This is a genomic window from Olivibacter sp. EAT-5 (assembly GCF_044784325.1).
Taxonomy (GTDB): domain Bacteria; phylum Bacteroidota; class Bacteroidia; order Sphingobacteriales; family Sphingobacteriaceae; genus Olivibacter; species Olivibacter oleidegradans.
The window spans coordinates 5,119,454-5,135,987 of the sequence record NZ_CP173028.1 but is presented as its reverse complement, the minus strand read 5'-3'; the positions used below and the strand labels follow the sequence as shown (position 1 = coordinate 5,135,987).

The 16,534-nt window shown below is 38.0% G+C and carries 15 protein-coding genes; 13 read left to right on the top strand and 2 right to left on the bottom strand.

The window, feature by feature from the left end; all coding sequences use genetic code 11:
• The first annotated feature begins 197 nt into the window (after positions 1 to 197).
• On the top strand, positions 198 to 992 hold the full coding sequence (locus tag ACH11B_RS21445) for a response regulator (protein WP_377608680.1): 795 nt from the start codon (positions 198 to 200) through the stop codon (positions 990 to 992).
• Positions 993 to 1,108: 116 nt separating this feature from the next.
• Here the strand turns inward: ACH11B_RS21445 and ACH11B_RS21440 are convergent, their stop codons facing one another.
• Entirely contained in the window at positions 1,109 to 1,543 is a 435-nt protein-coding gene (locus ACH11B_RS21440) for a soluble adenylyl cyclase-like protein (protein ID WP_130855743.1), read from the bottom strand.
• A 382-nt stretch (positions 1,544 to 1,925) separates the two neighbouring features.
• Here ACH11B_RS21440 and ACH11B_RS21435 point away from each other — a divergent pair, with 382 nt between their 5' ends.
• Both ACH11B_RS21435 and ACH11B_RS21430 read left to right on the top strand, forming a co-directional pair.
• The gene (locus ACH11B_RS21435; RefSeq protein WP_377608899.1) at positions 1,926 to 2,408 is read left to right on the top strand and encodes a VOC family protein; all 483 of its coding nucleotides are present in this window, start codon (positions 1,926 to 1,928) and stop codon (positions 2,406 to 2,408) included.
• A gap of 139 nt (positions 2,409 to 2,547) precedes the next feature.
• Positions 2,548 to 3,063: a 2'-5' RNA ligase family protein gene (locus ACH11B_RS21430; RefSeq protein ID WP_377608683.1), complete on the top strand. Its 516-nt coding sequence runs from the start codon at positions 2,548 to 2,550 to the stop codon at positions 3,061 to 3,063.
• A gap of 4 nt (positions 3,064 to 3,067) precedes the next feature.
• Here ACH11B_RS21430 and ACH11B_RS21425 read toward each other — a convergent pair whose 3' ends face one another.
• A complete protein-coding gene (locus ACH11B_RS21425) occupies positions 3,068 to 3,553 on the bottom strand; it encodes a DUF1772 domain-containing protein (protein ID WP_130855745.1) in 486 nt (161 codons plus the stop codon).
• A 181-nt stretch (positions 3,554 to 3,734) separates the two neighbouring features.
• Here ACH11B_RS21425 and ACH11B_RS21420 point away from each other — a divergent pair, with 181 nt between their 5' ends.
• The 10 genes from ACH11B_RS21420 (at position 3,735) to cls (ending at position 16,392) form a co-directional block, all read left to right on the top strand.
• Positions 3,735 to 4,565 (top strand): alpha/beta hydrolase, encoded by an 831-nt coding sequence (locus ACH11B_RS21420; RefSeq protein WP_013667288.1) that lies wholly within the window; start codon positions 3,735 to 3,737, stop codon positions 4,563 to 4,565.
• 34 nt (positions 4,566 to 4,599) lie between these two features.
• A complete protein-coding gene (locus tag ACH11B_RS21415; protein WP_377608686.1) occupies positions 4,600 to 5,529 on the top strand; it encodes an SMP-30/gluconolactonase/LRE family protein in 930 nt (309 codons plus the stop codon).
• Between the two features lie 205 nt (positions 5,530 to 5,734).
• Positions 5,735 to 6,310, top strand: a complete 576-nt coding sequence (locus ACH11B_RS21410) for an RNA polymerase sigma factor (RefSeq protein ID WP_013667286.1) — start codon at positions 5,735 to 5,737, stop codon at positions 6,308 to 6,310.
• A 33-nt stretch (positions 6,311 to 6,343) separates the two neighbouring features.
• On the top strand, positions 6,344 to 6,685 hold the full coding sequence (locus ACH11B_RS21405) for a hypothetical protein (protein WP_013667285.1): 342 nt from the start codon (positions 6,344 to 6,346) through the stop codon (positions 6,683 to 6,685).
• 31 nt (positions 6,686 to 6,716) lie between these two features.
• Positions 6,717 to 6,941, top strand: coding sequence for a hypothetical protein (locus ACH11B_RS21400; RefSeq protein ID WP_013667284.1), 225 nt, complete (start codon positions 6,717 to 6,719; stop codon positions 6,939 to 6,941).
• A 130-nt stretch (positions 6,942 to 7,071) separates the two neighbouring features.
• Positions 7,072 to 9,099 carry a M3 family metallopeptidase gene (locus tag ACH11B_RS21395; protein WP_377608690.1) on the top strand — a complete coding sequence of 676 codons (2,028 nt, stop codon included), beginning with the start codon at positions 7,072 to 7,074 and terminating at the stop codon, positions 9,097 to 9,099.
• A 70-nt stretch (positions 9,100 to 9,169) separates the two neighbouring features.
• Positions 9,170 to 11,050 (top strand): M1 family aminopeptidase, encoded by a 1,881-nt coding sequence (locus ACH11B_RS21390; RefSeq protein ID WP_013667282.1) that lies wholly within the window; start codon positions 9,170 to 9,172, stop codon positions 11,048 to 11,050.
• Positions 11,051 to 11,270: 220 nt separating this feature from the next.
• Entirely contained in the window at positions 11,271 to 14,051 is a 2,781-nt protein-coding gene (locus tag ACH11B_RS21385) for an outer membrane beta-barrel family protein (protein ID WP_377608693.1), read from the top strand.
• Positions 14,052 to 14,096: 45 nt separating this feature from the next.
• Positions 14,097 to 14,882, top strand: coding sequence for a GLPGLI family protein (locus tag ACH11B_RS21380; RefSeq protein ID WP_377608695.1), 786 nt, complete (start codon positions 14,097 to 14,099; stop codon positions 14,880 to 14,882).
• A gap of 49 nt (positions 14,883 to 14,931) precedes the next feature.
• Positions 14,932 to 16,392 carry a cardiolipin synthase gene (cls, locus tag ACH11B_RS21375; RefSeq protein WP_130855753.1) on the top strand — a complete coding sequence of 487 codons (1,461 nt, stop codon included), beginning with the start codon at positions 14,932 to 14,934 and terminating at the stop codon, positions 16,390 to 16,392.
• The last annotated feature ends 142 nt before the right edge of the window (positions 16,393 to 16,534 follow it).

Below are 16,534 nucleotides of genomic sequence, written 5' to 3'. Positions count from 1 at the left end.
TGCTTGTTTCTGTAGATTTCGGGAGACGTATTACATTTCGTATTTTGCAGCGCGAAAGAAACGCAATTATTCAGTTTTATGTGCGTTATAAGGTCATGAAAAGTATGAACAGCTGTGGATTGAAGAGAGGTGTGAAATAATTCACCTCTCACGTGGATGACCAGCTGAATTTTATTGCCACTTAAAGAGAATTTCTAATGGAAGAAAACAAAACGAGCGAGCTTAGAATCTTATTTGCCGAGGACAATGAGGTCAATCGGTTTTATCTTCGGTCTCTCTTCGAACAGCACTTTAAAGGTATGCTGATTTTGGAAGCCAAAAATGGTAGAGAAGCTGTTGAAATATATGAAGCGTATAGGCCGAATTTAGTGCTGCTTGATTTAAATATGCCGATTATGGGAGGAAATGAGGCCGCCGTAACAATTAAGCAATTAGCAGAAACAAACGGGGACAAACCTCGGATAATTGCATTGACAGGGAATTCACTCAATGTCGATGATGAGGCTCATAATCAGGAGGCGATTGATGATTATATCATCAAACCGTTTACTGCAGAAGCTCTGTTGACACTGCTATCGCCGGTTATTGTAGATGGGAAAAATATAGAAGAAAGCACGGATAACTTGGAGATTACAATAGAAGGCGACATATTACACGATAAACGGCATTTTAATTATGAGGAACTGGAGCGATCTTTAGCTAATGACAGACAATTGATCAATGAAGTTTTAACTTATGTGCTAAATAGTCTGGACACCTTCTTGCCGAGGTTTAGAAACTTAATAACTGAAGGAAATCAAGAGCAAATACAAAAACTTGCACATGAACTTCGAGGAACCGCACTCAACGCTCGCTTGCCGCTGCTAAGTGAATATGCATTATTGCTAGAAAACCAAGCGAGTTTTGATGAAGATTTTCTTCTTGAACATTTAAAAAGAATAGATGAAGAAATTAAAGATGTAAAGCCTTTGCTTGCGGCCATGCTTGACTAGAAGTAATGGATATCATTTAGATCTATTAGCAAATTTTGAGGACGTCAAAATATAGGACAAGCACGGTCCACAACTTGTTCTTTAATAGGCTCCCCATAAAATATGGGGAGTTATCGTTAAGCACCTATTAGGGTATATTCAAATCTCCGACCTATTTTTCTACCTTCAATAAAGCCATTTTTAAGAAGATAGGACAGCCTTACCGCAACTACTTTTTCCAGTTTATATGGATCCAATTCGGGTTGTGCCTGTTGTAGAACATCCAAAATATCCTCTTTGAATCCTTGTCCTACATTTGTCAATGCATAGCTGATCTTATAGTCTAGTTTGGAATGGGGATCAAAATTTTCTACCGGTTTGAGTACCTTTTTATTGGCTTTACTTTCAAGGGTATAACCGGCAGAGGAAGGGATCAGACTGGCAAGGCTATTGCTTTTATTGCCCGTAATGCCCTCAATAGTTTTGTCGATGCTTTTTATTTCCTGTAAAAGCGCTTCCCGCATTTCTTTCAAGTATTCGATTACTTGTTTTTCTTGAACTTGAGCTTTCATGTAATGTTAGTGATTGGTTTTTACAAACTTATATAATTTAAATAAATTATACAATTCGAAGGACTAAGATTGATGCATTGTTGTGGTAGAGACATCAAAAATCGTATGCTTTGTTTTTTTAAATTGTTTGTTCTGTGATAAAAGAAAGCGAATACGGATAGGCGTTTGTCGCATTTTCCTTATAAATTTCTCATAGAGCGACTGCTGTTTTTTTTATTGATCATGTAGATTCGTATCGTTACAATTTTGTGATAGAGTTTACTGCAAATTGCAGCGGAGATGGTTTAGCTTTTTTTTCAATTAACTATAGAAGAATCATTTGGCTGGTGTGAAGACTAATTTTAACAAATAATGATAAAAATACAATGAAAAGAGACGTTATATCACAAAGAATTACGACAAACTTGTGTTCGAAAAAGAAGCAGAAGAGGCGGTTCGCTTTTATACCTCGATATTCAAGAATAGTAAAATTGAAAGTATCGCTCGTTATACCGAAGAGGGCTTTGAGCATCACCGAGAACCGGCAGGGTCCATGATGACCATTGAATTTACCCTTGATGGCCAAGAGTTTTTGGCATTAAATGCTGGGCCAATATTCAACGAAGCGATATCGCTCATTGTGAATTGTGAAGATCAGAACGAAGTTGATTATTATTGGAAACGTCTTTGCGAGGGCGGTGACGAAAAAGCACAAGTATGCGGGTGGCTTAAAGATAAATTTGGTGTATCATGGCAAGTTGCTTCGCTTGTGCTAAACGAAATGATTTTGGATCCGGATGTCGTTAAGGTTAATCGTGTTTTAAAAGCGATGTTTCAAATGAAAAAAATCAACATCGCTGAGTTGGAGGCAGCCTATGGCAAGTAATCAACATAAGAGAAAAACCTATATAATTGTTATATTTGCTAATATATTTAGTGTTTTGTCGTTTATGGTTTCTATTAAACATAGAGAGCTCGAATATTTGCTCGTGTTGCCGTTGCCCAAGGAGGTACAACAACACGTTATGTATTTTAAGAATGTCTTTAAGGATACATATGATTTTCCAAACGCCTTAAACACATATCCTCACCTTACACTATTGAAGTTTATGCAGTTTGAAAACTATGAAGGAGCTATTATAAATAAGCTGATCCAATTAGCTTGTTATGTTAGCCCATTTCAAGTAATTTTAAACGGCTTTAGATTTTTCGAACGGGTCTTTTACATTGACGTGGCAACGGGAAGCGCTATTTTGGATATCGTATACAATCAACGGTCTTCGCTGCTACCACTATTACGTGCAGGTAAGAATCGCTATCATTTTACTCGCAACGCACATGTAACGATTGCAAGGGGGCTTTTACAACTACAGTGTCTGGAAATCAGTCGAAGTTGGAAGATTCCTTCATATCAAGCAGCTTTCATAGCATCCCAAATGTTATTACTAAAGAGGACGACGGCTTATAGCCCATATAAACAGGTTAATACGATTCGTTTCATAGGAAATAAGTCTTATCCAAAACAAGGTGATTTATTTTAGTGCGTTATTCTTTATCAACGCAAGCTATCGAAAGAAGGAGGAAGCTTAAAGACGCACTAACCGCACGTACGAAATTAAAGCGCACCCAGGTTGTTTGAAAAATTTCTTTTTGATTCATTAATTCTTGCTGGTTTGTCTGTTGTAAATGAAGCTTATTTAACCCTTCGTTCATGGGGACATTTACGCTCATTGTGATAATAAAGACACCTAACACATATATCAATGTAGCGAAAACAAGCAGATAGATTTTAAGCTGAGATTCTTGTCGATAAGCAAAAAAGACCTTTAGCGGTAACAATAGTAAGGGAGCCAGAAAAACGATAATAAACCAAGGATTAAGTATGACCCGATTGAACGATTGCAATGCCAACAATGACTCAAAAGCTGGTAACCTCCTCAAACCCGGCATGATGGCGTTACTCCAAGTAAAAAAAAGCCCAGACATGATCGCTGTTGCTAAGAGTGCGCATAAAGTTAATAACTGATTCATAATCTATATTTTAATGTTTATTGATGTACATGTAAAAATAAATTGTAACTGCCTCACAGAATAGAATAAATACGACAATTTTAGGTACTTAGGGAATAAAACGAATCATTATCGCTATTTTTAAAAAATAGTGTAATTTTAGACTTTACTCAATAATGGTTTTCCCTTAAGCAAATACAAAATGAAGCGTTGTTTTTTTGTTTTATATCTAATTCTACTAAAATTATCTGCGAATGCGCAAGTCGTTCAATATAATACGAAAGCTAACGTGTCTTATTACGAGGAGGGCTCCCGATTGGATAGCTACAAGAAGGAGCGATGCACGCTGGATATTTATTATCCCGAAAATAAAAGCGACTTTGCTACCGTTATCTGGTTTCATGGAGGTGGTTTGACAGGAGGCGAGAAGGAAGTGCCGGAAGCGCTAAAAAATCAAGGAATTGCTGTTGTTGGTGTCAGTTATAGGCTTTCTCCGAAAGTTAAAGGAAGTGACGTGATTGAGGACGCCTCAGCAGCAACAGCTTGGGTATTTAAGCATATCAAAGAGTTTGGGGGGAATGAGAAACTAATTTTCGTGTCCGGACATTCGGCGGGAGGGTACCTCGGAATGATGCTGACCCTTAATAAAGCTTACTTAAAAAAATATAATATCGACGCCAATCAAGTTGCCGGTGTGATACCATTTAGTGGTCATACCATTACTCATTTCACGATAAGGAAAGAAAGAGGAATCCGTGATGTACAGGCAGTGGTTGACGAATTTGCTCCTTTGTTTTATGTACGAGCCGATGCGCCGCCACTATTACTCATAACTGGGGACAGGGATTTAGAGCTTTTGGGAAGATACGAAGAAAATGCCTACATGGCGCGAATGATGAAGTTAGCAGGGCATAATGCGACGTCCCTTATTGAACTAGGCGGATATGGACATAATATGACTTTTCCCGCATTTCCCTTGCTGCTTAAGGAAGTCAATCGTAGGACAGAAGAGATTGTCAATCGTTTAAACTGATCCATTCCCGCCTGGCGACCATTTTCTATAGATTATGAAACCAATTAATAATTGTACCCGTTTTGTTTTGATTGTCTGTTGTTTATTTCTTTATAATCAGGAAGTGAATGGCTCCGCAACACCGGTAGCTGATAGTAGCGAAATAGTCCTTGCTGGTGAGCAGTTACAACTCGTGGGAGATGGTTTTGCTTTTACTGAAGGGCCCGCTGCTGATCGTGATGGTAATGTATATTTTACTGACCAACCTAATAACCGTATCTGGAAATATGACTTACAGGGAAAACTCAGCATTTTTATGGAGAATGCAGGAAGGGCAAATGGGTTGTATTTCGACAAGGAAGGGGCGCTGATTGCTTGTGCTGATGAACAGAACCAGCTTTGGCGAATTGAGAACGGCGTGGTTGAGAAGTTAGTGAGGCATTATCAAGATACACTTCTCAATGGTCCAAATGACGTTTGGGTAGCACCTAACGGCTTCATTTACTTTACGGATCCTTATTACCAGAGAGATTATTGGAAGAGAAAGGCCCCTGATTTAAAAGTGCAAGCATTGTATTTGTACAAAAAAGACGGGCACTTGGTTCGATTGGACGATCGATTCAAAAGACCCAACGGAATTGTTGGAACGCCTGATGGCCATTATTTATACGTAGCAGATATCGGAGATGATAAAACCTATCGTTATACCTTAAAAAAGAATGGGAAGCTCGCAAAAAAGCGGCTCTTTATTCATAAGGGCTCTGATGGAATGACAATTGATACTCAAGGGAACCTTTATTTAACAGGTAAAGGAGTCACCGTCTATGATAAGCAGGGGAAGGAGATTGCACATATCTCAGTGCCGACAAAATGGACCGCGAACGTATGTTTCGGAGGCCGTGATGGAAATATTCTTTTTATTACCGCTAGTGATAAGGTGTTTACGCTAAAAATGCGCACAAAGGGTTATAGTAAGAAGCGATAATCACTCCCACGATAGTTTTAAGTTGCTTATTTTTTTACCGGTTTCCTATTCTCTATTATCAATTTTTCAAGAATTTGCTTCACATGCTCTTCACAGGAACTACCTGCGGATATTGTTTTTGAGGGCCTTGGAACGAAGGCGAAAAATTTTAAAAAAAATTGAAATATTTCATTGACCCACTCGTCTATACAGATAAGTTAAAGAGATGGATCAGTTATCAATAGCAAAAGGCATGTCAGAAGATAAGCAGAGCAAAATCTTAACCACCATAACATCTTATGGGAAGGGGTTGCTAAGCTTTATTAGGAAGCGTGTCAAAAGTGATGCAGATGCAGAGGATATTTTGCAAGATGTGTGGTTTCAGCTAACAGCAGTCATTAATTCGGAGCCGGTAGAACAGGTAGGTGGGTGGCTTTACCGAGTGGCAAGAAACCGTATTATCGATAAATACAGAAAGAAGACAGAAACTTCTTACGATGATACCATGGAAGATGACAATGAACAATCTGTATCATTTAGTGAGTTACTTTTAGGTGTTAACGACAGTCCGGAAAAAACTTATCAAGATCGGTTGATGTGGAAAACGTTATTCAGCTCACTGGAAGAATTGCCTGCAGCACAACGTGATGTTTTTGTATGGCATGAGTTAGACCATATCCCTTTTGCGGAAATTGCGGAACGTACCGGAGAGTCCGTGAATACATTGATTTCTAGGAAGCGTTATGCTGTGCTACATTTAAGGAAACGCTTACTTGTCTTTTATAAAGAGTTGGATAAATAAATGAATCGGTAAAATTGATAAAAACATAAAGTGATGAAACGGATATTCAGAAGTAAATTTAGATTTATTGCCATACCTATACTAGCGGTTACTTTCCTATTCTTGGTAAGTTATATCGTTATGCTATTATGGAATTTCAGTATTGCAGCAATCTTTAATATACATAGCATAAATCTTTGGCAGGCAATGGCATTATTTGTTCTTTCCAAGGTTCTTTTTGGCTTTGGCAAAGGAGGGCGAAGAGGAGGTGCACCTTGGAGCAAACGGTCAATGCGCGATAAATTTGAAAAAACGAGTGAAATGGATACAGAAAAAATGAGAACCTACATGCGCGAGCGGTGGTGTGATTGGAGGAGCTTTCAAGAGGAAAAATAGAATGGAAATCAACAAAAATTAAGGAAGTATCATGAACCAAGTGTTAATTTTTAAAACGAGTGTTAATGCTCAAAAACATGTACAGCAAGTAGCTGCCTTGTTTAAATCCATTAAGTTAATCAAACAGTGGAGTTTTGATTTAGACGATTGTGATCGAGTCCTACGGGTGGTATCGTTAAATGTCCGTCCCGAAATGATTGAAAATTTATTGAGAACAGAAGGTATATATTGCGAACATATGGAGTATGAGTTGTAAATTTGACGAAGGCCAATTGCTTTTATAGGTATTCACAGATTGCATATAAAAGCAATTACTTTCTCTTTTTTTCTACAGCGTTCGCGAATGACGAGCATTTTGTCTAAGTTTGGAATTTATTTCCAATATTATGCATAATCCACTTTTGAAGCCATTCAATACCCCCTTTAATAGTTTTCCATTTGAAAATATAAATCAAGAAGATTTTAAGCCTGCAATTTTAGACGGTATAGCACAGGCGAAGCAGGAGATCGCACAAATAGTTGACAATCCAGCCGATCCGACGTTTGAGAATACTATAATAGCACTTGAAAAAGCAGGGAAACCATTGCATGTTATCGCTGAAGGTTTTTTTAATATCAATTCTGCTGAAACCAATGACTACCTTCAAAATTTAGCGCAGGAACTTTCCCCTTTACTTGCAGCATACGGAAACGATATAACCCTTAATGAAAGTCTTTTTCAAAGGATAAAGAAAGTATTTAACGATACACCTAAATCAAGTTTGTCTGAAGAAGAATATAGACTGTTAGATAAGACTTATAAAAGTTTTACAAGAAATGGTGCATTACTTGACGCTGTCCAAAAAGAAAGGCTACGGTATATTGATAAAGAGCTTTCAACATTGAAAGTTAAATTCTCACAAAACGTTTTGCATGAAACGAATGCCTACACTTTGCATATTACAAGCGAGCAGGATATGGACGGACTTCCGGAGTCTGTAAAAAGTGTAGCAAAGGAAGAGGCAGAGAAAAGAGGAGTGGAAGGCTGGATCTTTACCTTGCAGTTTCCAAGCATGATGCCATTTATGAAGTATGCAAAAAAACGGAATTTAAGAAAGGAACTTTATTTAGCTTCTTCTAAAAAGGCTTTCAACAAAAACGAATACGATAATGAAGAATGTGTTAGAAAAATAGTTGCTTTGAGACAAGAACGCGCCGAGCTACTGGGTTATGAAACACATGCTCACTTTATTTTGGAAGAAAGAATGGCGGCCGAACCCAAACAAGTTGAGGATTTTCTCCATAATTTGTTGATCAAGGCTAAACCTTTTGCGCAAAAGGAAATTGATCAGTTAAGGCATATTGCATCGGCAGACGATATAGACGAATTGATGCCATATGATCACGCATACTATGTGGAAAAATTAAGGGAAGCTAAGTACAATTTTTCTGAAGAAGCTTTAAAACCATATTTCCCGCTTGAAAGCGTAATCAAAGCTGCATTTGATGTAGCGAATAGGCTATATGGATTGACATTTGACAGGCGGAATGATATTCAGAAATACCATCAGGAGGTCGACGTTTTTGAAGTGTCGGAGAATGGTAAACATAAGGCATTGCTTTACGTTGATTGGTTTCCTAGGGAAGGTAAGCGTGCGGGGGCGTGGATGACGAGTTATCGTGGGCAATCAAAGTTTGAGGGTCAAAACATAAGACCTCATATTTCTATCGTTTGTAATTTTTCGCGTCCCTATGAAGATATCCCATCGCTACTGACGTTTAATGAAGTGACTACTTTATTTCATGAATTTGGTCATGCCTTGCATGGAATAATGGCGGATACTGTATATGAAAGTCTTTCCGGTACCAATGTATATTGGGATTTTGTTGAACTTCCTTCACAGTTCATGGAAAACTATTGCTATGATAAAACATTTTTATCTAGTTTTGCAAAACATTATAAAACAGGCGAGCCGCTTCCTTTAGTAGAAATTGATAAGATCGTTGCGTCTGCAAATTTCATGGAAGCTTATCAAACTTTACGACAATTGAGTTTCGGTTTGTTGGATTTAGCCTATCACACAAATCAGTTAAGGCCAGATGATGCAATAGCAGAATTCGAGCGGCGCATTGTAGCCGAAACGCAACTTTATCCGGCAGTCGAGGGCACCGCTATGAGTCCATCCTTTTCCCACATATTTCCCGGTGGGTATTCTGCAGGATATTATTCCTACAAATGGGCTGAAGTTCTTGATGCAGATGCATACGCATATTTTCGAGAAAAAGGTATCTTTAATAGGGAAATCGCTGAAAAGTTTAAGGTTCTACTCAGTAAAGGCGGTACCGTTGATCCAATGCAGCTTTATAAAGACTTTCGCGGGAGGAAGCCTTCAATTGATGCATTGTTAAAACGAGCGGGATTAATCAGTAACTAGGCCAGCCTGTTTGATTTAATTTACGTTTTCCATAGGGCGCTGACCGAGGAAATGTGTCAAATAGTATTCGATGAAAATGAACTTCAATAAAACTCTTATTCTAGTATATTTCGTTTTTGGAATAGCTGAATGTTTTGCTCAAGATATCTTGCGAATCGATTCAAGTTTTTCCAAGGCTGTGAGGAAAGGCACGCGTACCTTGAATGGAATACCTGGTAATAAATACTGGCAAAATACAGCAGACTATAAGCTTAAGGTAAAATTTGAACCAAAAACCCGCCTATTGATAGGAACAGCAGAAATAGATTATCGCAATAACAGTCCGGACACCTTACGTGAAATATGGTTTAAATTATATGCCAATATTTATAAGAAAGGTGTGAACAGGAAATCCAAAATCGAAAAGAAAGATTTAGGAGACGGTTTGACGCTTAAAAAAATTGTGGTTGATAAACACGCGATTGAAAATCATGATGTCATTATTGACGGCACCAACATGAAATTACAGAATGCTGAAGTGCTGCCTCACAGCTCTGCGCATTTTCGAATAGATTATGAATATACCTTGAACGAAGGGTCGCACTTGCGCACAGGAAAAATAGATAATGGTGCCTATTTTATTGCCTATTTTTTTCCTAGAGTTGCCGTATACGATGATATAGATGGTTGGAATAAGTATCCTTATACAGGCGAGGAAGAATTTTATAATGATTTCTGCAATTTTGAAGCAGCAATCGAAGTGCCCGATGGTTACGCCTTATGGGCTACCGGCGATTTAAAGAATGGGAAGAAAATATATCAAAAGCCAATAAACGATCGGGTTGAATATGCAGGTATATCCGACACGATTGTCAATGTCATCGATGAACAGGACATCAAATCCAATGCGGTTACAAAAAGAAAATCTTTTAATACTTTTAAGTTTGAGGCGAAACAGGTAACTGATTTCGCTTTTGCTTTGAGTAATCACTACGTTTGGAAATCCGTCAGTTTAGTTGTTGATTCACTTACTGGCCGGAGAACACGGGTTGATGCTGTTTATAACCCCATACACGAGGATTATAATGAAGTAATCGATTTTGCGGCAAAAACAGTGGAAGGGATGAGCTTTCATTTTCCGGCTTGGCCTTTTCCCTATAGTCATATGACTGTTTTTGACGGACTCGATCAAATGGAATACCCAATGATGGCTAATGATAATCCTACAAAAACGAGAGAAGATGCTATTACTCTAACTAATCATGAGATATTCCATACGATGTTTCCCTTCTATATGGGAACAAATGAAACAAAGTACGGTTGGATGGATGAAGGATGGGCAACTATAGGAGAATGGAAGCTTTCTAATTATGTTGACAGTAGCTATGTGGACGATTATGGAATACAAGCTACGGCTAAAAGTTCCGGCGATCGGAACGATACACCAATCATGACGTTGACTACCGACTTGAAGGGTGGTGGAGCCTTTACAAATTCTTACCCAAAACCGGCGTTAGGGTATCTCTATTTAGAAGGCTATTTGGGAAAGGAATTGTTTCGAAACGCGTTACATCACTATATCAAAACATGGCAAGGAAAGCATCCACAGCCCTTGGATTTTTTTCGTGCTATGAATGCAGGAAGTGGAGAGAATTTGGATTGGTTTTGGAATCGGTGGTTTTACGAAGAGGGCATGCTGGATTTAGCCATTCAGCGTGTCGTAAAACAGGAAAATGATGAATACCTAATAACCGTTAAAAATAAGAGTAATAAACCACTGCCTATCTATCTCACGGTCTATTATTCAGATGGGTCGACAGAAAAGATAAATCGATCGATTGGCATATGGAAGGATGGCGGAAGAACCGTGTCTTTGTTCTTAAACACTCAGAAAAAAATTAAGTCGGTTGCGCTCGGCAATACTTATGTGCCGGATAAGAATAATCAAGACAATGTCTTCTACGTTAATTAGTCATCTTGAATTTTATTATGCATCTTTAAAAACCTTCCCGGTTCGGCGCAATAGTTTATGTTCTAAGTAATTCAGACTGGCATTTGCCGGATGAAAATGCTGCCTAAAAGAAGCCTGATCCTCATACTTTAATATTATGTTAATTAATGTTAAAACTTTTGATCTTTTAGTTGGAGTGTAGATATTTTTAATATTTTAGAGGCCGATTGCCTAAAAATTTATGAAAAGATTAACCTTTATCTTGCTTTTACTTATCTCTTGTTTTAGTTCGCACGCTCAAAACGGATTTTTAATTAAAGGAACAGTAATAGATACTGCTTCCAATATAAAACTTAGCAATACTACCATTAGTATTTTACATGCGCGGGATTCCATGCTTTATAAATTTACAAGAGCTGATCAGATGGGCAATTTTAAATTGGAGGGATTGGAGAAAGGTAAATATATTTTGCTTGTTACTTATCCTAAATACGCTGATTACGTTGAAAATTTCACACTCGATTCGTTAAATGAAATTAACTTCGGATCGATCGATATGATTTTAAAATCTCAGCTTTTAGCAGAGGTGGTTATTACCGGGCGGCAACCGATAACCATTAAGGGCGATACGACTGAGTATGATGCCGCAAGTTTTAAGCTGCAGCCAAATGCTAAAGTAGAAGATTTGTTAAAGCAACTTCCGGGTATACAGGTGGATAAAGATGGTAAGATTACCGCGCAAGGACAAACGGTTAATAAGGTACTGGTAGATGGCGAGGAATTTTTTGGAGACGATCCTACTTTAGTTACAAAAAACATTCGAAGTGATATGGTCGATAAGGTGCAGCTATATGATAAGCAAAGTGACCAAGCCGCCTTTACAGGAGTTGATGATGGGCAAAAAACCAAGACGATCAATATTCAGTTAAAGGAAGACAGTAAAAGGGGGTACTTTGGTAAATTGGAAGCGGCAGCGGGAAATGACGAATTTTATCAGGCACAGGGTATGATCAATAAGTTTAAAGGGAAAGAAAAAATGTCTGCCTACGGAACCATCGGGAATACGGGGAAAGTAGGGCTTGGTTGGCAGGATGCAAATAGATACGGTACAACGTCCAATAACATGGAATTTACGGACGATGGCGGCATGATGTTTTATGGGGGAGGGGGAGACGACTTGGAATCGTTCAACGGGCAATATGATGGACAAGGCATTCCTTTGGCACGTACAGGTGGTTTACACTATGATAACAAGTGGGATGGCGATAAACAATCAATCAATACCAACTATAAAATAGGTACATTGGATGTGGACGGTACTCGAAATAATTTGACGCAACGCAACTTACCCACGGGAGTTATCAATGATCGTTCAGACGAGACGTTTAATAACCATATGTTCCGCCATAAACTGGATGCACGATATGACATTAAATTAGATTCGACTACGAACCTGCGTATTTCAGTAGATGGAACCCTGAGAAACAGTGACACCGAAAACAATTATACTTCCGAAAGTAGGAACGGTTCCGGCGGATTATTGAACCAAAGTCAAAGAAGGCTAACCAACAAGGCAGACGATCGGATTTTTAATGCAAGTGCTTTGTTCACAAAGAAATTTAAAAAGATGGGGCGGTCTTTTTCCCTGAATCTGAATCAATCATCCAACACAAACAAAACGGACGGGTTTTTAGATGCAGAAAACGTATTTTATAGTAGTGCCGGCGTGGAAGATAGCGTTTCTAACATCAATCAATACAAAACTAACGATATAGTAAATAACTCTTTTCGATCTAATGTAACCTACTCAGAACCTCTTTTTAAGAACTTCGCTGTGGTATTGAATTATGGACTTAGTATTAATAGTGGCCATTCTAATAGGCGGTCCTTTAATCAATCGGCAACGGGAGCTTATGACGTATTGGATAGTTTATACAGTAATGATTATAAATTGGATCAAACATCCAACCAGGTTGGGGCCATTTTCAATTATAAGACGGAGAAAACCAACTTGAATTTTGGAGCAAAGGTAAGTGACGTGCGGTTCAAACAACTTGATAGGTACACAGACGATTTGTTTACAAGAAATTTCACGAATTTCAATCCACAGTTGAATTACCAATATAAATTTTCGCAGCAAAAATCCTTACGCGTTGGATATAATGGTAACAATACACAGCCTACAATCAATCAGATACAACCTGTTAGGGTAAACACAGATCCACTCAATATCGTATTGGGTAATCCGGATCTAAAGCCTTCTTTTACCAATCGCTTTAATTTGAGTTATTATTCCTACAAAGTGCTCAGCAATCAGTATGTTAATTTTTATGGTAGCTATTCGTTTACCACAAACCCTATCGTAAGTAATACAGTAACGGATTCCGTTGGAAAAAGCACCTATCAATCCGCTAACCTAAAAGATCGAAACACCTCTAATTTTTACGGTGGTATGTATGCAGGTAAGAAAATAAAGAAATTGGATATGCAGATAGGGCTTGATTTGAGTACGAATGGTAATACGTACTATAATTTAACCAATGATAACCTCAATGAGACGAAGTCATACACTTATTCGAGCCGATTATCTTTATCAAAGTATAAGGAGAAGAAATATGATTTTAATGTGAATTTTGGGCCAAGTTACAATACTTCTGAATCATCGCTGCAGCCTGAATTCAACAACAACGGATGGGGCATGAGCGGAGATGCGGGGTTCAATATATATTTGCCTGGTAAGATTCAAATAGGATCTGACGGAAGTTATACTTATACGCAAGCGACACAGTCTTTCGATGAAAATTTTGAGCGATTTATACTGAACGCTTATATCACCAAAAAGTTTTTTAAAGAAGAAAACCTTCGTTTTACTATTTCCGGAAATGATCTGTTGAACCAGAACGTAGGCTTTAATCGAAATGCTTTTAATAATACCATTAATCAGAGTAGTTATACAACCATTCGTCGTTATTTTATGTTCTCGGTTACTTGGGAATTTAGCAAAATGGGGGCAAAACCATAGGTTAACCCAGATGTAAATATTGTGTTTATAAAGTTATTAAGGGAAATGAAAAAAGGAATAAAACTCGCAACCTCCATTGTTCTGTTATTAATAATCAGTCATTTAGTATATGGCCAAAACGTTCGTTTTGTTAATAGCGGAACTATAGAATACGAAAAGAGAGTGAATATGTACGCTAAATTAGCAAAACGCATTACAAAGAGAAATTCAAGCTGGATGCAACAAATTTACGATCAGTACAAAAAGACACAGCCACAGTTCAACTCAGTAAAGGCTACTTTATCCTTTTCGCAAACCGCGTCCTTATATAAACCGATAGAAACCAACATGCCGTCAACTAATAGTTTTTTTAGCAATGATCCTACGATCGATTTGAAAAAAACTATTTATACAGACTTTAAAAATGGTATTTCCGTCAGTGAAAAGAAACTGTACGAAGAGATCTTTCTCGTGGAAGACAGCGTAAGAAAAATTAAATGGAAGATTACCGATGAAACCAGGGAGATCGCCGGATATGATTGCAGAAGAGCAAACGCATTGGTAATGGACTCAATCTATGTCGTCGCTTTTTATACGGATCAAATACCTGTTTCGGGCGGACCGGAATCCTTTACCGGGTTACCCGGTATGATTTTGGGTCTTGCGCTACCGCACGATAATACAACCTGGTTTGCCACTAAAGTTAGTGATGTTTCTATACAGCCCAGTCCTATTACGCCCGCAAAAAAGGCGAAAAAAGTTAATAATGCAGGTTTGTTAAGCACCTTAAAAGAGAGTATGGAAGACTGGGGAGAATATGCACAAGAAGTGTTCAAGGCAATGATGCTTTAGGGTATCAATAATTTTTGTTAAGTTTATTCCCATATTCGGGATAAATGCTATGCCTTCGATCGACTGGTTCCTTGTTGCAGAAATTACCTATATCCTTCTTGTTATTGGTGTCTGTCTGCGGATTATATATGAAACCCGATCAAGTACAAAAACACTGGCTTATTTACTATTAACGATATTTGTTCCAATAGCGGGTATCATCCTTTACTTTTCGATAGGAATAAATTATCGGAATAGGAGCATGTATAGTAAAAAGCTACTTTCTGATCAAAAACTGCAAGAACGACTTAAAATACAAATCTATAAATCGTCATTCGATGCCTTACATAGTGTGGGCGATTATGGTCTGAGCTATAAAGGACTTGCTCATATGATTTTGAAAGACATGATGAGTCCGCTGACCACAAGTAATGAGGTTAAGATTTTGATTAATGGAGAGCAAACATTCGACGCAATTTTACAGGCAATTAGCCAGGCAAAAGACCATATACATCTCGAGTACTATACGTTTGAAAACGATGCCATCGGCAATACGATTAAAGATGCACTTATCAGAAAGGCGAAGGAGGGGGTAGAAGTCCGTTTTATTTACGATCATTTCGGCAGCCGATCGATTGATGGGAGCTTTTCTGATGAGTTGGCTGCTGCAGGAGTAGAAGTGTACCCCTTTCATAAAATTACATTTCTTTTATTAGCCAATAGATTAAACTATAGGAATCACCGAAAAATCATTGTGATAGATGGTTATACATCGTTCGTTGGCGGAATTAATGTAGCTGATCGATATGTGAATGATGAAAGACAAGAGCAGCAAATCTTTTGGAGAGATACTCACGTTCGCATAAAAGGACAGGGCTCTTTATACCTTCAGTATATTTTTCTATGTGATTGGAACTTTTGTAGCCCAAATAAGCTCCATCCGGAGCCGCGTTTTTTCAGCGAGCTATCCAGTGAAGAGGGGGGAAGCTTGGTTCAGATCGTGTCAAGCGGACCAGACTCGGTTTCTCCCTCTATTTTATACACCTTGTTGAAGGCCATAGCTACCGCGAAGGAGGAAATTCTTATTACAACGCCTTACTTTATTCCCGGTGAAAGTTTAATGGATGCGCTCATCATTGCTTCGTTAAGTGGTGTCAACGTTAAGCTGTTAGTACCTTATATTTCTGATTCTAAAATTGTAAATGCGGCAGCACATTCATACTACGATGATTTATTAAAAGCAGGGGTACGTATTTTTCGCTATAAAAAAGGATTTATTCATGCTAAGACGATCGTGTTTGACAGTAAATTAGCAATTATAGGAACAGCGAATATGGATCAGCGCAGTTTCGATCTTAATTTTGAAGTTATGTCTCTTATACTGGATCCAAAAGTAGCGGAAGAATTACGCGAAATTTTCAATGAAGACTTATTAAATGCAGAAGAAATAGACGCGGAACGGTGGGAACATCGTGCCAAATGGCGTAAACTACTGGAAAAGTCGGCTAGAATGATATCTCCATTGCTATAAAATATTATTGTTTTATTAACGAAAAGTTAATAAAAGTTCGTTAACTTGGTGAGAGTGAACGCTTAATTTTAACAAATATGAGAGTCAAACATAATTTCACCTTGTACCATTATTTTTTGTGGACACTTATTTTTGTCTTTAA

What these genes read in the sequence shown, in the direction of transcription:
- ACH11B_RS21415 (WP_377608686.1), top strand. Translation starts at nt 4,600, where the DNA reads ATGAAACCAATTAATAATTGTACCCGTTTTGTTTTGATTGTCTGTTGT.
- ACH11B_RS21395 (WP_377608690.1), top strand. Translation starts at nt 7,072, where the DNA reads ATGCATAATCCACTTTTGAAGCCATTCAATACCCCCTTTAATAGTTTT.
- ACH11B_RS21410 (WP_013667286.1), top strand. Translation starts at nt 5,735, where the DNA reads ATGGATCAGTTATCAATAGCAAAAGGCATGTCAGAAGATAAGCAGAGC.
- ACH11B_RS21390 (WP_013667282.1), top strand. Translation starts at nt 9,170, where the DNA reads ATGAAAATGAACTTCAATAAAACTCTTATTCTAGTATATTTCGTTTTT.
- ACH11B_RS21430 (WP_377608683.1), top strand. Translation starts at nt 2,548, where the DNA reads ATGTATTTTAAGAATGTCTTTAAGGATACATATGATTTTCCAAACGCC.
- ACH11B_RS21405 (WP_013667285.1), top strand. Translation starts at nt 6,344, where the DNA reads ATGAAACGGATATTCAGAAGTAAATTTAGATTTATTGCCATACCTATA.
- ACH11B_RS21425 (WP_130855745.1), bottom strand. Translation starts at nt 3,553, where the DNA reads ATGAATCAGTTATTAACTTTATGCGCACTCTTAGCAACAGCGATCATG.
- ACH11B_RS21440 (WP_130855743.1), bottom strand. Translation starts at nt 1,543, where the DNA reads ATGAAAGCTCAAGTTCAAGAAAAACAAGTAATCGAATACTTGAAAGAA.
- ACH11B_RS21380 (WP_377608695.1), top strand. Translation starts at nt 14,097, where the DNA reads ATGAAAAAAGGAATAAAACTCGCAACCTCCATTGTTCTGTTATTAATA.
- cls (WP_130855753.1), top strand. Translation starts at nt 14,932, where the DNA reads ATGCCTTCGATCGACTGGTTCCTTGTTGCAGAAATTACCTATATCCTT.
- ACH11B_RS21385 (WP_377608693.1), top strand. Translation starts at nt 11,271, where the DNA reads ATGAAAAGATTAACCTTTATCTTGCTTTTACTTATCTCTTGTTTTAGT.
- ACH11B_RS21445 (WP_377608680.1), top strand. Translation starts at nt 198, where the DNA reads ATGGAAGAAAACAAAACGAGCGAGCTTAGAATCTTATTTGCCGAGGAC.
- ACH11B_RS21400 (WP_013667284.1), top strand. Translation starts at nt 6,717, where the DNA reads ATGAACCAAGTGTTAATTTTTAAAACGAGTGTTAATGCTCAAAAACAT.
- ACH11B_RS21420 (WP_013667288.1), top strand. Translation starts at nt 3,735, where the DNA reads ATGAAGCGTTGTTTTTTTGTTTTATATCTAATTCTACTAAAATTATCT.